Below are 18,576 nucleotides of genomic sequence, written 5' to 3'. Positions count from 1 at the left end.
TAAGCCGACTAAATCAATTTTCTTCCTTTACCGGCGGCGATGCGCAGGCGCAGAGCATTGAGCTTGATAAAGCCCTCTGCATCTTTTTGGTTGTAGGCTCCAGCATCATCCTCGAAGGTTGCGATACGCTCATCGAAGAGGCTATCTACAGAGCGGCGGCCTACTGCACTGACACTACCCTTGTAGAGTTTCAGGCGTACTTCACCATTCACCACTTCCTGGGATTCATCGATAGCGGCCTGCAACATGCGGCGTTCAGGCGACCACCAGTAACCGTTGTACACAAGATCCGCGTAGCGCGGCATCAAGGAATCTTTCATATGCGCCACTTCGCGATCCAGCGTAATGGACTCGATAGCGCGGTGCGCCTTCATCAAAATTGTTCCACCGGGAGTTTCGTAACAACCGCGGGATTTCATACCCACATAGCGGTTTTCCACAATATCCAGGCGGCCAATGCCGTTAGCTCCACCCAACTTGTTCAGTTTTTCCAGCAGGGTGGCCGGGCTCAAACGCTCACCATCGATTGAGACTGGATCACCTTTCTCAAAGCCGATGGTGATGTAAGTCGGCTCTTCTGGTGCGGCCTCCGGGCTCACACTCCAGCGCCACATGTCTTCCTCGGCTTCCGCCCAGGGGTCTTCGAGGATGCCGCCCTCGTAGGAAATATGCAGCAGGTTGGCATCCATCGAGTAAGGGGATTTTTTCTTCGTAGAAGAGAAATCCACTGGAATCTTGTGCTGTTCGCAGTATTGCATCAGCTTTTCGCGGGAATTTAAGTCCCATTCGCGCCAGGGCGCGATTACCTGAATACCCGGCTTCAGTGCGTAGGCACCCAGCTCAAAGCGCACCTGGTCGTTGCCTTTACCGGTGGCACCATGGGAAATAGCATCGGCACCAGTTTCGTTGGCAATTTCAATCAAGCGCTTGGCGATCAGCGGACGCGCGATAGAGGTGCCCAGCAGGTACTCGCCCTCGTAAATCGCATTGGCACGGAACATCGGGAAAACGAAGTCCCGCACATATTCCTCGCGCAGATCGTCGATATAAATCTCTTTCACACCGAGCGCCTCGGCCTTGGCCCGCGCCGGTTCAACTTCCTCACCCTGGCCAATATCCGCAGTGAAGGTCACTACTTCACAGCCGTAAGTATCCTGCAGCCATCGCACAATCACTGAAGTATCCAGTCCGCCGGAATATGCCAGTACTACCTTCTCGATTTTGCTCATTGCTGTCCTCTGCTGCTGGATTTTTGCCGCCACGATCAAAGTGCGGCGATTGGAATCACCTATCTGTGAAGTTTGTTTCGTTCTGGGGGAGGTTATTCTTGGAGGTATGCCCAGGCTCGGTATTTATGGGCACAATTAATACCCACACACTTTATCGGGGCGCGATTGTAGCGCCTCTGCTCGCAATCGACTAGCGCCAAGGTGAGAGTCTATACAATTGATTAACTTTTAACCGGACCGCGCATCGCATTTTGACCCTGCATCGGGTAGCATGCGCGCCGCACAGAGACACTTCTACAGCAATTGATATCCTGGAGTACCATGACGGAGCAAATCACTCTTCGCGCCCCCGACGACTGGCATATTCACCTGCGTGATGGCACCGCCCTGGAACGCACCGTTGGCGATGCCGCCCGACAATTCCACCGCGCAATTGTGATGCCAAACCTGGTACCGCCCGTCACCACCGGTGAAGGCGCAGCCGCATATCGCGAGCGCATTCTCGCGCATATCCCAGCCGGCCGCACCTTTGAACCGCTGATGGTGATTTACCTCACCGACAAAACCGATGCCGAAGTGATTCGCCAGGCCCACGCCAGCGGCGTAATCGCAGCAAAACTCTACCCGGCTGGTGCCACCACCAACTCCGATTCCGGCGTAACTGACATCGCCAATATTTACCCGGCTTTGGAAGAAATGCAGTCCTGCGGCATGAAGCTGTTGGTACACGGTGAGGTCACCACCAGCGATATCGATATTTTCGACCGCGAGCAGGTATTTATCGAGAAGACCCTAGCGCGCCTGGTAGAAGATTTCCCCACTCTAAAAGTGGTTTTTGAGCACATCACAACCGCCAATGCCGCTGAGTTTGTGCAAAATGCCCGCGAAGGCGTTGCTGCGACGATTACCGCGCACCATCTGCTGTACAACCGCAACCATATGCTGGTTGGCGGTATTCGCCCGCATTTCTACTGCCTGCCAATTCTCAAGCGCGGCGATCATCAGTCCGCACTGATTGAAGCCGCCACCAGTGGCAGCCCGAAATTTTTCCTCGGCACTGACTCGGCCCCCCACGCGCACCACAAGAAAGAGCACGAGTGCGGCTGTGCCGGTTGCTACACCGCTTACTCCGCTATCGAGCTGTACGCCGAAGCCTTTGAGCGCGCCGGTAAGCTGGATAAGCTCGAAGGCTTCGCCAGCAATTTCGGCCCGGATTTCTACGGTCTGCCGCGCAATCAGGACACCATCACTCTGGTGAAGCAGGCCTGGGCACTTCCCGAAGCGCTGGATATGGGCGGCGAAAAGCTGATCCCCCTGGCCGCCGGTGAAACCCTGAACTGGAAGCTCGTATAATTCCAGTTCAAACCCTCGCGGGCCCAAGCCCGCGAATCCCCTACCCCGCCGGATTTACCCCGGCACAACTGAGATTTACAAGGACCCAAAGTGACCCCGGCCGAAGAACCCACAGGACCAAAGAGCTCCCTTGCCCAGCGATTTCGCGGCTTCCTGCCGGTTGTGATCGATCTGGAAACCGGCGGCTTTAATGCGCGCACCGATGCCCTGCTGGAAATTTCGGCGGTAATCCTGGATATGGATGAAGAGGGGAAACTTTTCCCGCTGGAAACCCACAGCTTTCACCTGGAACCATTCGATGGCGCCAATGTGGAGCAATCGGCGCTCGACTTTATCGGCATCGATCTGGAATCCCCCGAGCGCGAGGCCTGGCCCGAGGAAATCGCCCTACCGGAAATGTTCCGCAAGATCCGCAGTGCCGTGAAGAAACACAGCTGCACCCGCGCCATTATGGTTGCCCACAACGCCCACTTCGACCTGGGCTTTGTGAATGCCGCGGTTGAACGGACCGGGATCAAGCGCAATCCCTTCCACCCCTTCTCCTGCTTTGACACCGCTACCCTCGCCGGGCTCGCCTACGGCCAAACCGTGCTGGCGAAAGCCTGCCAGGTAGCCGGCATTGAGTTCGACAATAGCTGCGCCCACTCCGCCGAATACGACGCGGAAAAAACCGCAACCCTGTTCTGCGGTATCGTCAACAAATGGCGGGAGCTGGGTGGCTGGCCAGTGGCCAATACCGAACTCCTGGAGCAGGAGACCGAATAATTCTCTGCGAGCCTCTTACTTAGGTGAGCTCCAGGTGGAGCTGGAGAGGCGATCATCGCTCTCGCGATTCTTAATCACTTATTGTGTGAGGTAATGGTGGAGTACAAACCGAGTAAGCCGGAGGTTGTTGCGAAAGCAGTAATATATTGTGTACTCGCCACAGGCTTCGTCTTTGGTTTAATGATTCCTTTTGTATTTTTGGGGGGCGCTGGAGGCTCTAGCTCTGCTCACATACGTGGGGATTGGATGTTTTCACTGCTGGATTCTCCATATTTCTACGTAGCTTTATCCATCTGCTGGCTTATAGGAATCTACTCCGCCATTAAAGGTGTACCTAAGTGGGTGGCATTTTCAATGAAGATGCTGGTAGCGATTGCAATTCTCCCAATCACATTACGCATCCTAATCCAGGATGGAACTTGGCTTTTCTCAAAGTCTGGTGATAATGATCACACATAACAGCGCCAAGCAGTTTATTCCCCCCTTCTGGGGTTCCGCGGGACGCCTTATTTTGCGCGACTGCTAAGTTCCCATTATCACGTACAAAGTAAGTCGCCACTGCTGGCGGCGGCAATATCCTTGCTGCTTTAATGGCGGCAAACTGTGCACTATGAGTGCCACTTAGGCAGTTGGATGCTTTTTTATCCAATTTGCTGTATGATGACTGGCCAACCCAAAACACCGGACAGTCACCGTGGCCAAAAAAGCATCCTCCTCTTCCAGTCGTAAGCAGACCGCCCCCTTAGAGACCAGCGAGAGTATTGAGGCGCAAGTGCAAGCCTTTTTGGAGAAGGGTGGCGAGATCGAGCAGGTCCCCAAGGGTGTCAGCGGCCAGACCAACACTTCCGGCCCCAAACATATCACTCTGGGCAAAAAACCTCGCAGCTAACTGTTTGCCACTAGCTACGCAAATCACCCCACAGTGAAAACCCCGGGATCAGTATTTGCTTGTCAGGACTGAACAATCGGGGCAAAAAAAAGGCCGCTAAACAGCGGCCTTTTTTTATTTGGAAGCTCTTCCTGATTAGGGCATTTCTTCCAGCTCTGCGCCTTCCTTCACCGGCGGCATCAGATCCTCTTTACTGATCTTCAATGCCATCAGCACGTTCGCTGCGACGTAAACAGACGAGTAAGTACCCACAACCACACCGACGATCAACGCCAGGGAGAAGTTGTGGATCAGCTCACCACCAAAGAACTGCAGTGCCCAAAGCACTAACAAGGTGGTGAAAGAGGTCATAAAGGTACGGCCCAGGGTCTGACTAATAGAGATGTTAATAATCTCCTCCGACTCTGCTTTGCGCACTTTACGGAAATTCTCTCGGATACGGTCGGATACCACGATAGTATCGTTCAACGAGTAACCGATCACCGCCAGCACCGCCGCCAACACGGTCAGATCGAAGTCCAGCCCCATCAGAGCAAAGAAGCCCAGCACAATAATGACGTCGTGGCCCAATGCCGCTACCGCGCCAACCGAGAACTTGTACTGGAAGCGCAAAGCCACATACATCATCACCAGTGCCAGCGCTACCAACATACCCAGGCCGCCGTCGTCGCGCAGCTCAGCACCCACTTGCGGGCCGACCAGTTCGACCCGGCGCAGGGTAACGGTGCCCTCACTGCCGGCACGTAGAACTTCAACCACCTTGTCACCAATAGGCGTAGTGGTCTCTTGATCGGTGGCGCTAATACGAGTCTCTTCTTCGGCTACCTCTGGGGGCAACTTGATCATCAGCTCGTTATCGGAGCCGTAGTTAACAACCGTGGCACCTTCGAAGCCGGCATCTTCCAACTGAGTGCGCACGTCGTTAATAAACGGAGTAACCTCGTAACCCACTTCTACCTGGGTACCGCCGGTAAAGTCCAGACCGAACTTCAGGCCCTTGGCCGCCAGTATCCCGATCGAAGCCAGCACCAGTACAACGGATAGTACGGTGGCAAACTTGCGCCAGCGCATAAAGTCGTACACGCGCTTGCCCATGTACTCGGTAATCTTTCCGCTTTCCACTTTGGTCTCACTCATGGCCAGCCTCCTTAAATCCAGAGTTTCTGTACACGGCGACCGCCGTAGAACAAGTTGATGATTGCGCGTGTGCCCATGATGGCACTAAACATAGAGGTGAGAATACCGATAGACAGGGTCACCGCGAAGCCCTGTACAGGGCCGGAGCCGATAGCATAGAGGATCACCGCCACAATCAGGGTAGTGATATTCGCATCCACAATGGTGCTGTAGGCGTTATCGAAACCGGCACTAATCGCCGTTTGGGGAGGCATCCCATTCCTGAGCTCCTCCCGTATTCGCGAGAAGATCAGCACGTTGGCATCCACCGCCATACCCACGGTCAATACGATACCGGCGATACCCGGTAGCGTCAGGGTGGCGCCGAGAATCGACATCACCGCCACCAGCAGAATCATATTGACCGCCAGGGCGATATTGGCGGCGAGACCAAATACCCGGTAAGAGATCAGCATACAAATAATGACTGCGAGCAGACCGATCTGTACCGATTGCACACCCACCTTGATGTTATCCGCACCCAAGGACGGGCCGATCACACGCTCTTCCACAAAGTACATGGGAGCGGCCAGCGCACCAGCGCGCAGCAGCAGGGCCAGTTCCTGGGCTTCTGCCGGGCTGTCCAGTCCGGTTACACGGAACTGTTTACCCAGGGCGCTCTGCACGGTGGCCAGGCTGATAATCTTTTTATCTTCGGTTCTAACCTGCTCGACAATCTCATTGCCCTCGGCATCCGTTTTGGTCTGCGGGGTAAAACGGGTCTCGATAAACAGGGTGCCCATTCGGCGGCCGACATTCTTCCAGGTGGCACGGTGCATCAGCTCACCACCACGGGAATCCAGGGTGATATTCACCTGGGGAAGACCGCTCTCATCGTAGCCGACACGCGCATTGGTTACGCTGTCACCCTTGATGATGATCTTGCGCTCCAGCCAGGCGCCGCCGTACATCTGCTGTTGGCGCTCGCTGCGGTACTCGAAGTACTCTTTGTTGGTGACCAGCTCATCGGGGCGGGCCTCCATACGGTATTCCAGGTTCGCGGTCTTACCGATAATCCGCTTGGCTTCGGCAGTGTCTTGAACACCGGGCAGCTCCACCACAATACGGTTGCGCCCCTGGCGCTGTACGATCGGCTCGGCCACACCCAGCTCATTCACCCGGTTGCGCAGGGTGGTGAGGTTCTGGGAAACCGCGTAATCCTCAAGTTGCTTGATCTCTTGCTCAGACAAGGTGGCCCGGATTTCCAGGTTCTCGCCACTGCCGGTCTCGCGCAGTTGCAACTGCGGGAATTCCTTGCGCATGGTGGAAAGGGCCAGGCTGCGCAGCTCCTCGTTGCGGAAACGCGCCACAATCTCGCGATCGTCGATCAGGTTAACGCTACGGTAACGGGCCTTGGCCGCGCGCAGTTTGGTTTTCACATCCTGCACATAGCCTTCCATATTGGTTTTTACGATGGTGTTGGTATCCACCTCCATCAGGAAGTGCACACCACCGGCCAGATCGAGACCCAGCTTCATCGGGCTGGCGCCGATATCACTGAGCCACTGGGGGGTAGTCGATGCCAGGTTTAGAGCAACCACATAGTCGCTGTGCCCCAGAGCCTCCTGAATCGCGCGCTTGGCAGGTAGCTGCTGGTCGATGGACTCGAGGCGAATCAAAATCGCCTTGTCACCAACCTCACCACCGAAGTGGGGGATACCCGCCTCATCCAGGGCTTTGCGCGCCTTGGTGAGGACGTTCTCGTCCATCTCCATGGCACTGGACTGCCCGGAAATCTGCACCGCAGGGTCCGGCTTGTAGAGGTTGGGCGCGGCGTAGATCAGGCCGAAGGCCACAACCGCGAGAATCAGAAAGTACTTCCAGATCGGGTAGCGATTCATGCTGTTCTCATTGTTCTAGTGTGACCCCGAGGGCCGGTAAATCTTGGCAATCTGCCTGGATATGTGGGCGCAGTACACAAATTGCAAGGTGCACAGCCGCCGACAAAAGTGGGAGCGATTATACGGGGATCGAATGAACGGACAAATGACAGGGGCACAATCGTGCGATCGACTGCGCCCCAGATAGGATAAAAGTGCGACAGGGTTAGGCCTGCAGCGGCGGCACCTCACGGCCCAGGCCGCGGTAGAACTCCGCGACATACGCCTCCAACTCGTTGGCGGCAATGGCATCGCGCAGCTTTTGCATCAGGCGCTGGTAGTGGCGCAGATTGTGAATGGTATTCAGCTGCGCACCGAGAATTTCACCGCAGCGATCCAGGTGATGCAGGTAAGCTCGGGAGAAGTTCTCACAGGTGTAGCAATCGCACTCTTCCTCCAAGGGGCCCGTATCGTGGCGGTGCTTGGCGTTGCGGATTTTCACCACACCCTCGAAGGTAAACAGGTGGCCGTTGCGCGCATTGCGCGTGGGCATGACGCAGTCAAACATATCCACCCCACGGCGAACCGCCTCGACAATATCCTCCGGCTTGCCCACGCCCATCAGGTAGCGCGGTTTATCTTCCGGCATCTTGTGCGCTAGGTGATCCAATACCTTGATCATCTCCTCTTTCGGCTCACCCACAGACAGGCCGCCAATGGCATAGCCATCGAAACCAATCTCGGTGAGGCCGCGCAGGGACACATCGCGCAACTCCGGGTACATACCACCCTGCACAATACCGAACAGCGCCGATGGGCTATCGCCGTGGGCCTTCTTGGAGCGCTCCGCCCAACGCAGGGACAACTCCATAGATTTACGCGCTTCATCGGTAGTGGCCGGATAAGGGGTGCACTCATCGAAGATCATGACGATATCGGAACCCAGGTCCCGCTGAACCCGCATGGATTCTTCCGGGTCCAGGAATACCGGGCTGCCATCGATCGGCGAGCGGAAGGAAACCCCCTCCTCCGTAATCTTGCGCAGCTCACCCAGGCTAAACACCTGGAAACCGCCGGAGTCGGTGAGGATCGGTCCGGACCATTGAGTGAAATCGTGCAGATCGCCGTGGGCTTTAACCACTTCGGTACCCGGGCGCAGCATCAGGTGGAAAGTATTGCCCAGAATAATTTGTGCACCGATCCCTTCGATATCCCTCGGCAACATGCCTTTCACGGTGCCGTAAGTACCCACCGGCATAAACGCCGGGGTTTCCACCACACCGCGAGGGAAGCGCAAGCGGCCGCGACGGGCCTTGCCATCAGTGGTATCCACTTCAAACTGCATAAAACATTCGCGGCTCACTGGGTATCTCCTTTCGCTGGTGCGACTTCTTCTTTTTTGGCATTGGGATCGCGGGTAATAAACATGGCATCGCCGTAACTAAAGAAGCGGTAACGCTCCTCAACTGCGGCCTTATAGGCGGCCATCGTATGCTGGTACCCGGCAAAGGCGCTCACCAGCATCAATAAGGTGGATTCTGGTAGATGGAAGTTGGTGACCAACTTATCCACAACCTGGAATTCATAACCGGGATAAATAAAGATATCTGTCTCTCCCACGATGGCCTGTAACTGGCCACTGCGCGCCGCACTTTCCAGCGCGCGCACGCTGGTGGTACCCACCGCAATCACGCTGCCATTGCGAGCGCGGCAAGCGGTTACCGCATCCACCACTTCTTGGGAGACATCCAGCACTTCGCTGTGCATCTGGTGCTCGTAAATATTGTCCACGCGCACCGGCTGGAAAGTACCGGCACCCACATGCAGGGTAACGAAGACAACCTCGACACCTTTATCCCGCAGCGCACCGATCATTTCATCATCAAAGTGCAGCCCCGCCGTCGGCGCCGCTACAGCACCGGCGTTGCGGCCGTATACGGTTTGGTAGCGCTCGCGATCACTGGCGTCGTCTTCACGATCAATATAAGGAGGCAGCGGCATATGGCCGAGGCGATCCAGAATCGCCAGCACACCCTCTTCTTTTGGGAAGGACAATTCAAACAGTGCATCCTTGCGGCCGGTCACCTCTATACGGGTACCGTCTTCAAGAACAATGGTAGAACCGGGTTTGGGCGACTTGCTGGAGCGCACATGGGCCCAGATATCCGTCTCGTTGAGCACCCGCTCCACCAGGATTTCCAACTTACCGCCGGTCTCCTTCTGCGCGAACAAACGCGCCGGGATCACCCGGGTATCGTTAAAGACTATCAGGTCACCAGCTTGGACCTGGTCGAGAATATCTGGGAACTGCCGATGTGCAATGGCCCCACTGGGCCCATCCAGACACAAAAGACGGCTGCCACGGCGCTCTTCAGTAGGCGCGCGGGCGATCAGCTCATCGGGCAGATGAAAGTCAAAGTCCTGACGCTGCATGGAATCCTGGAAATCTAGAAACTATGGAGAGGCCGCGAAGGTTATAGGAAATTTTAGGAGCTGTTAACTGGGACGACAGAAAATGCGCTAAGTTATTGAAATCACTGGTTGACCCAGACCAAAGCATTGCTATAATCACGCCCTCTTCGCACCGACCCCAAGGTCGAACAGCGAAAGTGCCAGAGTGGTGAAATTGGTAGACACAGGGGATTCAAAATCCCCCGCCCTTAAAAGCGTGCCGGTTCGAGTCCGGCCTCTGGTACCATCTTTCTTTTAAAATCAATGAGTTAGGGATGTCTCGGTGCTTTACCCAACATAAAGCCCAACTTGTATCACCTGCATAACTCTCTTACCGCTAACCCCAAAACTAGCTATCCCTGCGTGAACCTTTGCTTTGATCCTAAGGCAAGTTTTCACTCCTAGAGCACCACCCTCACCAGTTTGCCCAAACTTAAAAAGTCGCTTCGATCCACTCTCGAATAGCGCTAACGCTAAGAACACCTACGTATACATACGTAATGAATTTACCCTCTTTCACTTATGTCGAGTGACAGGGACTAATCACTTAGATAAGTTCATCAACATCACTGATAAATTCAGAATTTGGGTACAAAAGATGCCCTCCAAGCACTGAAGGAAGTTCAGATGTCAGAAGAAAAGTATCAAATTGAATTGAAGTCTAATTACCTTAGGCTTACTTTACTTGAGGATGAAATATCCCACTATAAGTCCACCCTCCTCTACCCTCCGATAGATATACATAAAAAGTTGATTCTCTTAGAGCAGTCCGCGGGCTTTCCATCTCCCTCTCCAATGTAGACGACGCAATACAAGCCCTTAAAATCAAAGAACCCAAAAATCTTACCGATAAAAGCAAAGGACTAAAAAAACATCTGAATTTATTCAGTCATTTTAGAAACAAGGGCAGCGGCCACCTAGATTCCAAGCTCCTTAAGCGGGCTGTACAAAACAACCCGCTTATGTTTTTTGATACAGGCAAAGAGAGAGAAATTGACAGGATTTTTGATGCGCACAAAACTGTAGTAGAGTCTGGAATTAACTCAGCAATTAGTGCATGCGGCGGCAAAAAAACACTTGATAGAGAAATTGACCTTTCAAGAAAGGAAGATCTTTATCGATTCTTCAGCTATTTACACAATGTAATAAATGATGTCATCGAATGGGTCCAAGCAGTTAAAAACCATCTAAACAAAGAGCTAAGATATCACAAAGAAAGTGATATTTATGAGATGGCTTTGATAGCTTCCAATACAAATTTCGACCTAAAGGAAGAGACTAACCTTGATTATTCCCACGAAAAAGGGAAGGCAACAGTAGAAGACCTTCTTAAATCTAAAGTTAGCGAAAACATACCACAAGCTACAATTGATGCACTTTGTGAAAAATACGGAATCCAAGACCCTCCTAAAGATTAAAAATCCGAACTTATTGTATTACTTTAAAATTAATCTGAGCGATACGTTCATGTTTATTCTGCTCATTAAGGCAGGGAGCGCCATAACCTTAATGAGTTGATTTTAAGCCCCTAATAGTAAACCGATATTTGCGCACAGCACCCAATAAGTATGCTCCTAACAGCACTTAAGCAAGCCTCACTAGATGAACCTTATAAAACTGGAGCCTCCTTTCTTATTCGCCCCTCCAGCTCCTCCATATCCTCCCGCTGGCAATCCATCGAGTTATGATAATCGTGCACTATGGAATCGCCAATTCTAGCCAGCCCTTTTATCACGCTAGGAACATCAGGGGCTTGGGCAATAGCGTGGTATAGGTTTCGCAGCATCTCGAAGCCTTCCATACTTTCGGAGGCTATGTCTCGGGCTTCACCAACAATGAACAGCGTGTTGGGAAGTGGCCTTTGAGCATTGCTGATAGTCATGATGGATTCCTTTATTGTTGGTCTGTAACAATCACCTCTAACTAATGTGACCCAATGTCCCCTATTCTGCAAACCCATAAAAGGGGTAGCATTAAGTGCCACCCATATTGACACCACATAAAATACCGGGCCAAATACTGTATAAATAGCCAGACAAATAGGGGGTAATTATTATCTCTTCTGCCCAGTGCTCAAATCTTCATAGAGACCACGCCCTATTATCACAGCGCTTCCCCCTGCGTACGAAGAACATTGCTGCGTAGCAAAAAATATAATCATGGACATCCATAGAAATAGCGCCATTTGATGACAACATTATGCATAGTACATATATCAAACAATAAAAATAAAGCCCCCCTCAATAAAACCTATCCCAAAGGAATCAATTATGCCCAGAAAAATAAATTCACTCCGACTCCCTGGCAAAGGAAGCAAATATTATTTGGAATTTTTGAGAAATTTAGCACCCAAAATATTACTTTTTGCGTTTGTGCTAATCATCGGTGGCAAACTTGATTTTACCAAAATTGATTTAAGCAACTGGGAGATGACGCTTATATTTTATGTGTTGCTTATTGCATTTCTTCTAGCATTCATTGGAAACTTCAGACAACTATACACAGGTTGCTACTCTGACATAGACCGCTGGAGCAAGAAAATATTTTTCAAGGCAAATATTTCTGAACGGACGGGACTCTCAAAACTATGGTTTTTCGCTTTGGCCATACTAAAAACGCGGCTCATAGTGTTTTTAGAATTACTATTTGTGTCAATACTTTTACCAATCGTTCTAGCATTGATAGTTAGAACCTCATTTTCTTCCGCAAACAATCTATTGCTGTGATTCTGGACACCCACAAAAGTTATATTTCAAGCTGCCCCATATTGACACCGCATAAAACACCGGATGAGTTCAAAAAAACACTAAGGATAAGAAATGAGAGCCACGATAAAAGCTATAAACCCAAACAGAGGAATGTATGCCGCTAAAATACACAATGATGGATCATATGTTATATTTGAACTACTCGACACGGACGAGCCTGATTTGGGTGATGAGATAATTCATGCAAACTTCTATTCTATGGGGGGTAAAACATTTCAAAATATCACCAAGCAAAGCAAAATAGAGGTTTTCATCCAAAATGTGTGCGGAGCCAACCTTGTTCGCCAACAACTCTTACTTTAAATATATAACCAAACTGTAGATACTAGCCAGGATCTAATTATGAGGTTAGAGCAAGATTCTGATCTCATGACTCTAGAAAGATAAGGTTCAGAGATTCTGGACACCCACAAAATTAGTAGCTTCAAGCGCCATCCATATTGACACCACATAAAATACCGGATCAAATGCTGTATAAATAGCCATACATATTGGGATAACCAATGCCCCTTCCATCTAGTCTCAAATCTCACTTGAGGGCACCCCTTATTACCACCGCACCTCCCGCTGTGCATGGATAATATTTTTATGTGCCAGAGATATAGAATCTGGTAAAAACTATGAGCATCACCTCAGATAAATTAAATCTAGAACACACAATCTTACTTTAAATTTAACTATTGACTTCATAACATATACAATTAGGAACCGCTATCATCTTGTAATTCAGGATAAAACAAATAAATAGCTATCTAGGCCATCAATTTTTATATCGTAAAATTAGAATGGCATTTTCCATTTAAAAGAATCATTATTACTGAAAATAAAAAGGCATACTTAATTTAAGCTCTAAATTCAAGTAAATTTTTGCATCTACAGGCTCATTATATGAACAGTAATAATTCAATTACTTCCGGTGGTTGCTTATGTGGAGCTGTGCGGTATGAGGTTAAAGGGCCACTACGCAACGTAGTTAACTGTCATTGTAGTATGTGTCAAAAGCTACATGGAAGTTTCGGCCCTCACACAAAGGCTCGCAAGGTCAATATTAAGAGAACAAAAGATGACGGGCTGGCGTGGTATAAAACATCAGAAGTAGCCCGCAGAGGTTTCTGCCAGCAATGTGGATCAAGCCTATTCTGGGAACCATTTAATCTCGATGCTACTGGAATTATTGCAGGATCACTAGATGGCCCAACTGGGTTGAAAACAATGGGGCATATTTTCACCGGCGAAAAATCTGATTTTTACGAAATTGATGACGAACATCCTCAATTCAAGGGATCATCAAATGGGCAGCTTGTCAATGACTACAAATAAATTATTATTTTTTTGACTGAGAGAAAACCACAGGTCTAAACGAAGAAAAGAAACATAAAATTAATCTTTCGGTCATAGGCTCAACCCCTATCTGACCGAAAGTAATCAATTTAAATAGCAAGTGAGCTGTCACCTAAGTGAAAATATCGACTTTAGTGACAGCTAAAATTAAAATTGGAACAGTGCAAAACAACATAGCTAATAGCCTTTTGGCAGTAAAACAACCTTTCAGGAAAGGGGGTTTCCTGGCCACTCTCGCAACGGTTTAGGCTCCCTTCTATGATACCTTCTTCTATGATGCCCTCTTCACTTTTATCGAACTTGACTGAAACCAGAGGGTGTCATTAATTAGCTATTCAGTTTTTACTATCCGGACACTCTCTTTCCTCCAACACCCCACCGGTCTTGATTGAATACTCGGTATAGTTACCAGTCATAATATCGAGAATTTGCAGCCAAGAATAAAACACCGCTTTTTCAGACTTAGCAATTTCTTCTGCCAGATCCATGGCGGCTTCTTCTGTGGGTGCAGAATCCCTAAAACTTTTTGCACCGCCATTCATCAAATGAATTCGTTCGGCAAAAATTGCGAATCGATTGATCTTTCTTCCCATGATCTATCTCCTTTTCGATAAAACTGCTTAAGCCCTTACATCCTTATGCAGGGGCTGCCAGCCAATCCATACTGCGCTCGACCTCCCGTATCTGCGTCAATGTCAGATCCAACTCCTTGCGCAGATTTACACCTACAGAAACTGAAAAGCTGCGCACGTACTTCGTATAATTCAGCATACAGATAGCATACATTGCTCGGTGTCATAATCCGAACGATACCGGCAAATCCGGACAGGCTCTCCGTCGAAAATGATGCTTCTGGTTCCCATGACTACCCTTATCAAACCACTGTACATGCATACAGTATAAGATATGGTGATCCTGCTTTGTCAACCCACAATGAACTCAACACCCTTAATGAGCCCTGAATAGGCTGAAAATCAATCTGTTATTACAAAGTGGGGGCTTGAAGATTTTTGAGGTCTAAATGAGTTACGGAATATACTGGGATCTGTCAAAACGACGAAAAACCGCTAAATAACATTACTAAAAATTGGTCGTTCAGAAAGGTAGCCCTGTACCAATTGCAAGTAGTCAAGGGAGACTGAACTCCATTCAACGCTACTCTACTTATTAAGAGAAACAGATTTTCTGAAATACGACCTGAATAACCGATTTAAGCGCTCACTAGCTTATCTTGGTTTATATCGTTGAGTAGATAGCGCCAAATTGATCAATCAGCAAAATTATTCACTAATGGTAGAAGGCATTCCAATCGTTCAGTTTGCACAGCATTGAATTTATATACCATCACTTTGCCAATACATGCTGTCATTTTTAATATCCTGTTTTTATAATCCAGAGCATTCAAAATTTAGTATTGACTAACAATTCTCACTTGAAATTGAAAGGCGAGCAACATAAAGTACCCGCTTAAGTAATAACACTTAATATCGCTATTTTTAGTATCAGGTTTTTAACATCATTGGATTATCAAATGGAAAAGGTTGCCATTCTTGTTGACGTGCAGAATGTTTATTACACATGCAGGCAAATCCATAAACGAAACTTTGATTATAATAAGTTTTGGTCTGAAGCAACTAATGGAAGAAAAGTCGTAAAAGCCGTGGCCTATGCTATCGACCGCGGCGATAGAAAACAGTATCAATTTCAAAATATCTTAAGATCTATCGGTTTTGAGGTGAAACTAAAACCCTTCACTCAACGGTCCGATGGTTCCGCCAAAGGTGATTGGGATGTGGGGATAACGATAGATGCGATGGAATATTCAAGCTTAGTAGACACTATAGTTTTAGTTTCAGGTGATGGTGACTTTGATATTCTTGTGCATAAGCTCAGATTAGATAGAGACAAAAAGGTTGAAGTATATGGCGTACCAGAGTTGACCGCTGCCACATTATTCAACGCGGCAAGTAAATTTATTCCAATTGATAACAAGCTTTTACTTTAACAACAATCTATCTAAGTATACGGCTCTTTTATAGGCTAATATGCATCTATAGGAACCCAGCATAAACTCCAAAGCCAAACATCAAAAAAGGAGCCTGGTGCTAACTTGAAAGTTTTATACAGGAAGTTTGATTCTCGATACACTTGACTCTCTGTGACTACAATTCAATTAAACAAATAAAAACTTCGAAAATTATACGGCTAGCTAATGCGAAGAATCAAACTTTTGAAGTTTTATTATGATGAATGGAAAGGATTTGCTTTAATAACTCTCTTTTTTTTATTAGTTCTGCTACACGTAATCAACCTGGCGAGTAATACTGAAAAGATAATAGAACAGAACGGCAGAATTACATCAAAATATCACCATGGTTTTTCTAGTGCAGGTAGAAAGGGGACGCTAGAGTATTCATATAATGTAGAGCTGAATAATAGGAGTGTAATTCAGGTAGTTAGTGATTTGAACCTAAGCATAGGTGATACTGTTTGTGTCGCAAGTATAACCTATAAAAACAGCTTGAGAGTTGCCCAGTATGTAATAGAGACTAAAGGAGTGTGCCGTCAATAACGAGTTACAGAAATAGAACAGGAATATATCTCCGTACTGACATAATCATATCTATACGATTACTTGAACGATCAATAGAAGTATGATGTCACAAACCTTGTAAAGATTATTCAGACTATATCAATGGGAAAGATATAAGCTTAAGTGAAAACAGTCAGAAACTTTTAAAGGCTTAGTATGGATTGTTGACTTATTTCGTAATGACGCACTCATAACTCTTATTAAAAAGCCTGAATAAATACAGTATTTTACTCTAAAAACGAAAAAAACCGAAATATTAGCCTTTGTAAGCTCGTAAAGATTAACGAGATAAATCCTGAATTGGAGAAACACTATCTTCGAATAAAATATGTCGCCGTCGAAATGTTTTGCCCTTAAGGTATTCCGGGTTACTAATTCTGTCCATTCGAAAATGACGAAAGTCTTTGCGTGCGGGATCCCAAGCTACCAAATACCATAGAGGTGGTAAAATCAGCATCGCCTGAGGTTCAACAACCCTACTGGTTACAGACCCCTTTGCATCACGGTATTGGAAGCTTAGTTGTAACCGTTGGAGAAAAGCTGTCTCGAAAGTGGGGAGCAACGCGGGCTCCATTTCCTGAATATTTGATACGTCTACGTGTGGTGAAAGCTTACCTATATATAAGCAGTCTAAAAACCGGCGTAAATCACGTACTTTGTCCGGTGGCAAAGCCTTCTCTATTTTGGCAAGCCCAGTATCTGCAAGCCCCGAAAAAGGTAAATTCCCGGCTGCACGCATTGATGCAACGCTGATAAGGAGTGCAAAGACCTCGGCAACCGAGAGGCGCGCTGTGGTTTGGACCGATTGCGGGTCTAATTGCAGACCGCCCCCAGGACCAGGGTCAGAATGGATAACAAAGCCCTCATCGCGCAGTGCGCTAATATCACGCAACACTGTACGCCTGGATACACTGACCTCTTTTGCTAAGTCAGCAATCGTAGAAGTACCATTTCGGCGAAGGCTGCGCACGATGGCGTCTTGTCGAAGGCGAACACTCATTTTGTAAGGATATTATTAAATGGTGACATTATTTGGCACTATTTGATTTTAGCCTATGTCTGTTCTTTTCAGCAAAGGAGTTCTGAAATTGCAACGCACATCCGTAGCCCCAAGTCGAAGAAAAGGGGCTGTCCGGCAAATAAGGCATTGTTGAGCCTCAAAAAAGGAGAAATACATTGTTTAATCTAACCGAATTCCCCAAGCCCACTCTTATTCCAGTCAACGGTGTTGAGTTAGAAGTCTTTGAAGCAGGTCAACAGAATACGGGAAAACCTATTGTGCTTTGTCACGGCTGGCCAGAGCATGCCTATTCTTGGCGCCACCAGCTGCCTGTACTTGCCGCAGCCGGCTACCATGTTATCGTTCCAAACCAGCGTGGTTATGGCAATTCATCCCGTCCTGCCGATATAACTGACTATGGCATTGAAAACTTGTCGGGTGACCTCGTCGCACTTCTTGATCACTACGGATACAAAGATGCCACCTTTGTCGGCCATGATTGGGGCGCAATGGTAGTTTGGGGGCTTGCGCTATTACATCCAAACCGGGTCAACAAAGTTATAAATATGGCCCTACCCTACCAGGCTCGCACAGAAAAGCCTTGGGTCGAGTTTATGGAGGAATTCCTAGGAAGCGACTACTACATTGTTCACTTTAACCGACAGCCAGGCATCGCGGACACTGTGTTAGATGCAAATACTTCACAATTCCTTCGCAATATATTCCGCAAGAACGTACCTCCAGCACCACCAGAGCCTGGAATGATGATGATCGATCTCGCCAAAGCAGAGGCGCCACTTGGCGAGCCCTTAATGAGTGATAGCGAACTGGCAGTTTTTGTTTCCGCATTTGAGAAAACAGGGTTCATGAGCAGTATTAATTGGTATAGAAACCTTGACCGAAATTGGCAGATCTTTGCAGATGTAGAGCCAACCATCCAAAAGCCAGCACTTATGATTTACGGCGATCGAGACTTGATCCCTAAGGCTCCAAACTTAAAAGAGTTCGTTCCCAATGTTGATATAGTCAGTCTCAACTGCGGCCATTGGATTCAACAGGAAAAACCGGAAGAGACAAATCAGATCATTCTAAAGTGGTTAGAAAAACAGGATGCCACTTAGCGTAAAAGGCTATTCGATATAAAAAGTATTTAATTAAAGCATTTGAGTAATTTACGGGTACACTAAAACC

General features: G+C 48.5%; 19 protein-coding genes and 1 tRNA gene. 11 read left to right on the top strand and 9 right to left on the bottom strand.

The window, feature by feature from the left end:
- Nucleotides 1-8: 8 nt before the first annotated feature.
- On the bottom strand, nt 9-1,229 hold the full coding sequence (locus tag ACJJH9_RS04150) for an argininosuccinate synthase (protein ID WP_252084944.1): 1,221 nt from the start codon (nt 1,227-1,229) through the stop codon (nt 9-11).
- A 321-nt stretch (nt 1,230-1,550) separates the two neighbouring features.
- Between ACJJH9_RS04150 and pyrC the strand changes: the two genes are divergently transcribed.
- The 4 genes from pyrC to ACJJH9_RS04130 all read left to right on the top strand — a co-directional run bounded on the left by pyrC (nt 1,551) and on the right by ACJJH9_RS04130 (nt 4,236).
- A complete protein-coding gene (pyrC, locus tag ACJJH9_RS04145) occupies nt 1,551-2,582 on the top strand; it encodes a dihydroorotase (protein WP_444924411.1) in 1,032 nt (343 codons plus the stop codon).
- A 90-nt stretch (nt 2,583-2,672) separates the two neighbouring features.
- Nucleotides 2,673-3,347 (top strand): ribonuclease T, encoded by a 675-nt coding sequence (gene rnt / locus ACJJH9_RS04140; protein ID WP_252084942.1) that lies wholly within the window; start codon nt 2,673-2,675, stop codon nt 3,345-3,347.
- Between the two features lie 93 nt (nt 3,348-3,440).
- On the top strand, nt 3,441-3,806 hold the full coding sequence (locus ACJJH9_RS04135) for a hypothetical protein (protein ID WP_444924410.1): 366 nt from the start codon (nt 3,441-3,443) through the stop codon (nt 3,804-3,806).
- Nucleotides 3,807-4,041: 235 nt separating this feature from the next.
- Nucleotides 4,042-4,236 (top strand): PFL_1563 family small protein, encoded by a 195-nt coding sequence (locus tag ACJJH9_RS04130; RefSeq protein ID WP_252084941.1) that lies wholly within the window; start codon nt 4,042-4,044, stop codon nt 4,234-4,236.
- 135 nt (nt 4,237-4,371) lie between these two features.
- Here ACJJH9_RS04130 and secF read toward each other — a convergent pair whose 3' ends face one another.
- The 4 genes from secF to queA all read right to left on the bottom strand — a co-directional run bounded on the left by secF (nt 4,372) and on the right by queA (nt 9,665).
- Nucleotides 4,372-5,373, bottom strand: a complete 1,002-nt coding sequence (secF, locus tag ACJJH9_RS04125; RefSeq protein WP_252084940.1) for a protein translocase subunit SecF — start codon at nt 5,371-5,373, stop codon at nt 4,372-4,374.
- Between the two features lie 11 nt (nt 5,374-5,384).
- On the bottom strand, nt 5,385-7,253 hold the full coding sequence (gene secD, locus ACJJH9_RS04120) for a protein translocase subunit SecD (RefSeq protein WP_444888287.1): 1,869 nt from the start codon (nt 7,251-7,253) through the stop codon (nt 5,385-5,387).
- A 205-nt stretch (nt 7,254-7,458) separates the two neighbouring features.
- On the bottom strand, nt 7,459-8,577 hold the full coding sequence (tgt, locus tag ACJJH9_RS04115; protein ID WP_444885925.1) for a tRNA guanosine(34) transglycosylase Tgt: 1,119 nt from the start codon (nt 8,575-8,577) through the stop codon (nt 7,459-7,461).
- A 14-nt stretch (nt 8,578-8,591) separates the two neighbouring features.
- Entirely contained in the window at nt 8,592-9,665 is a 1,074-nt protein-coding gene (gene queA / locus ACJJH9_RS04110) for a tRNA preQ1(34) S-adenosylmethionine ribosyltransferase-isomerase QueA (protein ID WP_444924409.1), read from the bottom strand.
- Nucleotides 9,666-9,843: 178 nt separating this feature from the next.
- Between queA and ACJJH9_RS04105 the strand changes: the two genes are divergently transcribed.
- Both ACJJH9_RS04105 and ACJJH9_RS04100 read left to right on the top strand, forming a co-directional pair.
- Nucleotides 9,844-9,930 (top strand) — tRNA-Leu (locus tag ACJJH9_RS04105).
- Between the two features lie 715 nt (nt 9,931-10,645).
- Nucleotides 10,646-11,101, top strand: a complete 456-nt coding sequence (locus ACJJH9_RS04100) for a hypothetical protein (RefSeq protein WP_444924408.1) — start codon at nt 10,646-10,648, stop codon at nt 11,099-11,101.
- A gap of 191 nt (nt 11,102-11,292) precedes the next feature.
- Here ACJJH9_RS04100 and ACJJH9_RS04095 read toward each other — a convergent pair whose 3' ends face one another.
- Complete coding sequence (locus ACJJH9_RS04095) at nt 11,293-11,565, bottom strand: hypothetical protein (protein ID WP_444904083.1); 273 nt, start codon at nt 11,563-11,565, stop codon at nt 11,293-11,295.
- A gap of 388 nt (nt 11,566-11,953) precedes the next feature.
- Here ACJJH9_RS04095 and ACJJH9_RS04090 point away from each other — a divergent pair, with 388 nt between their 5' ends.
- The 3 genes from ACJJH9_RS04090 to ACJJH9_RS04080 all read left to right on the top strand — a co-directional run bounded on the left by ACJJH9_RS04090 (nt 11,954) and on the right by ACJJH9_RS04080 (nt 13,771).
- Nucleotides 11,954-12,409: a hypothetical protein gene (locus tag ACJJH9_RS04090; protein WP_444904082.1), complete on the top strand. Its 456-nt coding sequence runs from the start codon at nt 11,954-11,956 to the stop codon at nt 12,407-12,409.
- Between the two features lie 93 nt (nt 12,410-12,502).
- Entirely contained in the window at nt 12,503-12,754 is a 252-nt protein-coding gene (locus ACJJH9_RS04085; protein WP_444924407.1) for a hypothetical protein, read from the top strand.
- A 585-nt stretch (nt 12,755-13,339) separates the two neighbouring features.
- Nucleotides 13,340-13,771: a GFA family protein gene (locus ACJJH9_RS04080; RefSeq protein ID WP_444924406.1), complete on the top strand. Its 432-nt coding sequence runs from the start codon at nt 13,340-13,342 to the stop codon at nt 13,769-13,771.
- A 356-nt stretch (nt 13,772-14,127) separates the two neighbouring features.
- On the opposite strand, the gene ACJJH9_RS04075 is transcribed toward ACJJH9_RS04080, so the two are convergent.
- A complete protein-coding gene (locus tag ACJJH9_RS04075; protein ID WP_444885786.1) occupies nt 14,128-14,385 on the bottom strand; it encodes a hypothetical protein in 258 nt (85 codons plus the stop codon).
- A gap of 43 nt (nt 14,386-14,428) precedes the next feature.
- Nucleotides 14,429-14,563 (bottom strand): hypothetical protein, encoded by a 135-nt coding sequence (locus ACJJH9_RS04070; protein WP_444924405.1) that lies wholly within the window; start codon nt 14,561-14,563, stop codon nt 14,429-14,431.
- A gap of 760 nt (nt 14,564-15,323) precedes the next feature.
- Between ACJJH9_RS04070 and ACJJH9_RS04065 the strand changes: the two genes are divergently transcribed.
- Entirely contained in the window at nt 15,324-15,797 is a 474-nt protein-coding gene (locus tag ACJJH9_RS04065) for a LabA-like NYN domain-containing protein (RefSeq protein ID WP_444898857.1), read from the top strand.
- An 868-nt stretch (nt 15,798-16,665) separates the two neighbouring features.
- Here the strand turns inward: ACJJH9_RS04065 and ACJJH9_RS04060 are convergent.
- Nucleotides 16,666-17,385, bottom strand: coding sequence for a helix-turn-helix transcriptional regulator (locus tag ACJJH9_RS04060; protein WP_444924404.1), 720 nt, complete (start codon nt 17,383-17,385; stop codon nt 16,666-16,668).
- 176 nt (nt 17,386-17,561) lie between these two features.
- Between ACJJH9_RS04060 and ACJJH9_RS04055 the strand changes: the two genes are divergently transcribed.
- Nucleotides 17,562-18,506 carry an alpha/beta fold hydrolase gene (locus tag ACJJH9_RS04055; protein WP_444924403.1) on the top strand — a complete coding sequence of 315 codons (945 nt, stop codon included), beginning with the start codon at nt 17,562-17,564 and terminating at the stop codon, nt 18,504-18,506.
- The last annotated feature ends 70 nt before the right edge of the window (nt 18,507-18,576 follow it).

This window comes from Microbulbifer mixtoriginis (SeqCode) (assembly GCF_052466715.1).
The sequence above is the reverse complement of the archived record's forward strand: the minus strand, read 5'-3'. Positions and strand labels throughout refer to the sequence as shown.

Bases quoted from the DNA above. Each gene is read 5' to 3' on its own strand.
- ACJJH9_RS04150 (WP_252084944.1), bottom strand. From the start codon at position 1,229: ATGAGCAAAATCGAGAAGGTAGTACTGGCATATTCCGGCGGACTGGAT.
- pyrC (WP_444924411.1), top strand. From the start codon at position 1,551: ATGACGGAGCAAATCACTCTTCGCGCCCCCGACGACTGGCATATTCAC.
- ACJJH9_RS04135 (WP_444924410.1), top strand. From the start codon at position 3,441: ATGGTGGAGTACAAACCGAGTAAGCCGGAGGTTGTTGCGAAAGCAGTA.
- secF (WP_252084940.1), bottom strand. From the start codon at position 5,373: ATGAGTGAGACCAAAGTGGAAAGCGGAAAGATTACCGAGTACATGGGC.
- secD (WP_444888287.1), bottom strand. From the start codon at position 7,253: ATGAATCGCTACCCGATCTGGAAGTACTTTCTGATTCTCGCGGTTGTG.
- tgt (WP_444885925.1), bottom strand. From the start codon at position 8,577: ATGCAGTTTGAAGTGGATACCACTGATGGCAAGGCCCGTCGCGGCCGC.
- queA (WP_444924409.1), bottom strand. From the start codon at position 9,665: ATGCAGCGTCAGGACTTTGACTTTCATCTGCCCGATGAGCTGATCGCC.
- ACJJH9_RS04100 (WP_444924408.1), top strand. From the start codon at position 10,646: ATGTTTTTTGATACAGGCAAAGAGAGAGAAATTGACAGGATTTTTGAT.
- ACJJH9_RS04095 (WP_444904083.1), bottom strand. From the start codon at position 11,565: ATGACTATCAGCAATGCTCAAAGGCCACTTCCCAACACGCTGTTCATT.
- ACJJH9_RS04090 (WP_444904082.1), top strand. From the start codon at position 11,954: ATGCCCAGAAAAATAAATTCACTCCGACTCCCTGGCAAAGGAAGCAAA.
- ACJJH9_RS04085 (WP_444924407.1), top strand. From the start codon at position 12,503: ATGAGAGCCACGATAAAAGCTATAAACCCAAACAGAGGAATGTATGCC.
- ACJJH9_RS04080 (WP_444924406.1), top strand. From the start codon at position 13,340: ATGAACAGTAATAATTCAATTACTTCCGGTGGTTGCTTATGTGGAGCT.
- ACJJH9_RS04075 (WP_444885786.1), bottom strand. From the start codon at position 14,385: ATGGGAAGAAAGATCAATCGATTCGCAATTTTTGCCGAACGAATTCAT.
- ACJJH9_RS04070 (WP_444924405.1), bottom strand. From the start codon at position 14,563: ATGCTGAATTATACGAAGTACGTGCGCAGCTTTTCAGTTTCTGTAGGT.
- ACJJH9_RS04065 (WP_444898857.1), top strand. From the start codon at position 15,324: ATGGAAAAGGTTGCCATTCTTGTTGACGTGCAGAATGTTTATTACACA.
- ACJJH9_RS04060 (WP_444924404.1), bottom strand. From the start codon at position 17,385: ATGAGTGTTCGCCTTCGACAAGACGCCATCGTGCGCAGCCTTCGCCGA.